Genomic DNA, 4,452 nt, shown 5'->3' on the forward strand with positions numbered 1-4,452 from the left:
GACCGGCACGCAACCGGGCGGAGGCGCTGTGCAGCCACGGCCATTCACTGGCCCAGTGCGCCACATCCACGAGCGCCACGTCGTAGGCGGCCACGGCGTCGAGGACGTGGTGATGGCGTCCGTCGGCGGTCACCAGCGCGTCGGCGCCGGCGCGCGCGGCAGCGGCGATCAGCTCCCCACCGGAACCACCGCAGACCGCGATCCGGCGCACCGGACGGTCCGGGTCGCCGGTGGTACGCACCCCACCGGCGGTGGCGGGCAGCGCGGCGGCCACGCGCGCGCAGAAGGCACGCAGTGGTTCGGCCCCGGCCAGGTCACCGACGCGGCCCAGACCACCGTTGCCGGGCTGCGGCGAGTCACCCGGCAAGTCACCAGACGGGCCACCGAGCGGTTCGACGACGCCGAGCCCGAGAGCGTCCGCGAGCGCGTCGCTCACCCCCGGGCAGGCCACGTCGGCATTCGTGTGTGCGCTGAACAGTGCCACGCCACCGCGGATGGCGGTGGCCACGACCCGCCCGCCCGCGCTCGTCTCGGCAACCCCGTGCACCCCCCGCAGGAACAGCGGATGGTGGGTGACCAGCAGCTGCGCGCCACGGTCAACAGCTTCCCGGACGACCTCGACAAGGGGGTCGACGGCGAACAGAACATGCTGAACCGGCATGTTCGGATCACCGACGGCAAGCCCCACCGCGTCCCACGACTGCGCCCAGGACGGGGGATAACAACGTTCCAGCTCGGCGACACACTCCGCCACGCTGGGGTGTCTGCGGTGGACGTCGGCCGATGCGGACGGCGGTCCAGACGGCATCCCGGAACAGCCGGCCAGGTCCGAACACGTGGGAGGATGCGATGCCGTCACCGCCCGGACACTACCCAACCGTGATCGGCGCGACTCCTCCGGCAGGTCCGTCGCGAGGCAGCGGACAACCACGAACCGCTGCGCCGTACCGTGACCCGTGCGACAGATGGGTCCAAACCGCACCTGCACGCTTATCCAGGCACACTCAGGTCGAAGGAGGCGCAATCATGGCACGTGCGCCTGCGGAGGCAGCCAGAGCCCAACCAAGGACGGGATTCCAACATGGCGGATGTATCCGTGAAGTTCACGATTGCCGGCGACGCCGAGGTTGTGCTGAACCTTCCGACCACACAGGCCGTACGACTGGTCGAAATGATCATGCATAACGTGGCGGAAGCCCTGACGGCGCAGGCTCGTGGCGGCCAGCCAGGCCAGCAGGGACCTCAGACCGGACCAGGCCAACATCTCCAGCCCAGCGTTCAGGGGAACGTGAGCTGGGGTGACACGCAGCACCGGGGCGAGCCGCCGCCATCGGCCCCGCCTCGCCGCCCTCTGTGACCGCTCCGACCGCGCCCGGCATCCCCAGCCCCGGCCCCGGACCCGACGACCTCGGGTCCGGGGCCGGGCCTGTTCCGGCTCTGAACCCAATGCCCGGATGCGACAGCAGGTCAGATGTCCACGCACTTTTCCCAAACGCGACACAACCCTAGATCAAACAGGTACAACTCCGCACAGTTCATCCAACAGAAGGGATACGGATCATCCATGGCGGGGGACATACCAGCCGACGAACAGATCATCGTGAGGAATGTGTACGCACAGGCGAACACGGCACGTGACGACGACTCCGACCCGGTCGAACAGCCGTCGCCGGTCGACGAGTCCACGCGGGTGCTCCACTGCTACGGCCGAGTCAGCATCGTCAGCCCCACCATCGCGGCATCCTCCCCCGGGCCGGACGCCTCCGGCGCCACGGCCATCGATGCGGGCCATCTCGACGGGATCGAGCGTCTGGGTCTGGCAGCCTTCCGGTTACGCGCCAGCGCCGACTACCAGCAGGCCAAACAGGACCGTGCCAGGTCCGACGAGGTCTGGGACTGGGACCGGCCATGCACCGACGTCCCACCGCCGCGAGGCTCCTCCGGCGGCACCCCCGGTACCGGCGCCGGCTCCCCGCGGCAGCCGCACTCCCCCACCGGCTCGCACTCCCCCACCGGCCTGGGCACGCTGCCTGCGCTCACCGCCGCCCCGACCGACGCACAGGCCGGCCAGCCGGCCGGCGGGGGTGGCACCGGCAGACCCACCAGCGGCTTCATGGAGGGCAGCATCGCGATCGGCGTGGTCATCGTGGAAGGGCCAACAGCCGACCTGCAGTTCACCGCCGCGGAACGCACCAAGACCGTCGCCGAGATCCAGAACGGCCTTTCCTGGTACGCCACCACCAATCCGGCCGCGGACCTCACCTTCAGTTACGACATCAAGGTCGTCCGGATCGCCACTGCCCCGGACCCCGCCGCGGACGACCTGGAAGCGCGCTGGCGGGACCCCGCAATGAGCCAGCTCGGCTACCAACCGAACTTCGACGGGGTCTACGACTACGTCGACGACCTGCGCGACATCCACGTCACACAGTGGTCCTACTGCGCGTTCGTCACCAAGTACCCGCTGTCGTACTTCGCCTACAGTTCCATCGGTGGACCTCGGCTCGTCCTATCCTACGACAACGACGGATGGGGTCCTGACAACCTCGACCGGGTTTTCGCCCACGAGACGGGCCACATCTTCGGCTGTCCCGACGAATACGCTGCCAGCGGGTGCACCTGCGGCGGGGCATGGGGCCGGTTCGCGACGCCCAACGGCAACTGCGACGGCTGCGCGCCGGACAGCGTCACCTGTCTGATGCGGTCAAACAGCTTCGAGATGTGCCGGTACACGCCGAGCCACATCGGCTGGGGTCGCGGTGTGGGCGGCAATCCAGTCCTGGTGCAGAGCAACTTCGGCCGCGCCGGCAACTTCGAGATGGTGGTGCCGTCGGCGTTCGCCGGGATAACGCACCTGTGGCGAGACAACGACGCCGCCGGTTTCCCCTGGCGGGAACCGACGCAGGTAGCACAGGCCAGCGGGCGGATCGACGCGCTCACAATGATCCAGAGCCGGTTGTCGACGTCGGGAGCCCTGGAGGTGATCGCCCGGATCGGGGAATCACTGGTGTTCCTCTGGCGCGACGGTGGGCCGACCCTACGCTGGCAGTCCTCCGTCCACATAACCGACGGTGTCGCCGGGACGCCGTCGCTGATCCACAGCCGGCTGGGTCGGCGCGGCACGTTCGAGGTGCTCGTGCCCGCCGCCGACATCGGCCTGTTGTCCCTCTCACGCAACAACGACGTCGCCGGTTTCCCCTGGAGCCAGCCTGTTCTCGTGGCAGCGAACCTCGGCCATGTCGACGCGGTCACCCTCATCCAGGGGAACCTGGGTGCCACCAACTTGGAAGCCGTCGCGCTGGCCGGTGGCCGGCTGGTCCACCTTTACCGTGCCCAGGACGGCCTGTGGCGGACCTCGACGGTGTTCGCCGAAGGCGTGACCGGAAATCCGGTGCTGGTCCAGAGCGGGTTCGGCCGGGTCGGCAACTTCGAGGTGGTCGCGCCGTCTGCCACCGGCGGCCTGGTCCACCTGTGGCGGAACAACGACGCGTCCGGCTTTCCCTGGAGCGGCCCGACCGCATTCGCCACCGAACTCGGGCACGTCGACGCGGTCACTATGATCCAGAGTTCGTTCGGCCGGCATCTGGAAATTGTCGCGAGAGTCGGCGACCGGCTGTATGCGATGGCACGAACGTCGGACACATTCCAATGGCTGCCACCCGGGAAAATCTTCTAGCTTTCTCGAGGGCCGCCGGCAGCTCGATCATATCCTTTCGCGCTGCCGGCGGCCATCAATATTGGAACGGTTCGGTACTGGTGTCAGCGACACGTAAAACCCGGATTTCCGGTTCATAGCAGTGGATCTATCCACTCACAAATTATGACTGGACAACAAGCACGCCCGCTCGAGTACTTGCACCTGATTTATAAATAACTCAGAGCAGATCTTTAGTCAATGAGAATAGCGTCGTTACAGAAGATGGTGCAGCTCTGAGGGTTATTCAAAACTCCCCGATCAAGATCCGTAGCGGCGCTCTGACCTGTGACGATGAATGATCTAGATCACCCGAGTTAGAGACTTGGAATTGACTGACCAGATCTCCCCAGGCGCATCTGCGCAGGTCGTGGGCCCGGATAAATATCGGCTCTTGTGCGACGGAATTACGTACTTCCACCAGAAGGGCGTGCTGCTTGCGAAGACACCAGCGGTGAGCACGGCGATCGCGGTGGCGATTGCATGATCGCGTATAGTCACGACAGCCCCTTCGCGCATGTGGTGGGGTTCCAGTATCGCCCCCGGCGGTTGTGTCGTTGGCATCAGACCTAGATCGGCCAGTAAGGCGTCGGATGATCGTCGATTTGGTATAGATCTTCTTCGGGATCTTTGGTGCCAGTGCTGCGGGCATGCGGGCATGCCACTATCCCGGATATCGCTGCGGGTCAGCGACCCCCTACCGTCCTTTCGCCGGGCGGGGGTCCGGGTGGGTTGGTATTCGACGGGTGGTGCCAGGT

2 protein-coding genes are annotated in these 4,452 nt (G+C 66.5%); one reads left to right on the forward strand and one right to left on the reverse strand.

The features are described 5' to 3' along the window. Positions 1-808: Nif3-like dinuclear metal center hexameric protein (locus DD1DGNOD_RS18535; RefSeq protein ID WP_131770708.1), on the reverse strand; the 808-nt coding region annotated here is incomplete at its 3' end. Positions 809-1,564: 756 nt separating this feature from the next. On the opposite strand from DD1DGNOD_RS18535, the gene DD1DGNOD_RS18545 reads away from it, so the two are divergent. Beyond that, a complete protein-coding gene (locus DD1DGNOD_RS18545) occupies positions 1,565-3,676 on the forward strand; it encodes a hypothetical protein (protein WP_131767727.1) in 2,112 nt (703 codons plus the stop codon). Positions 3,677-4,452 lie beyond the last annotated feature (776 nt).

It is taken from the genome of Candidatus Protofrankia californiensis (genome assembly GCF_900634765.1).
Taxonomy (GTDB): domain Bacteria; phylum Actinomycetota; class Actinomycetes; order Frankiales; family Frankiaceae; genus Protofrankia; species Protofrankia californiensis.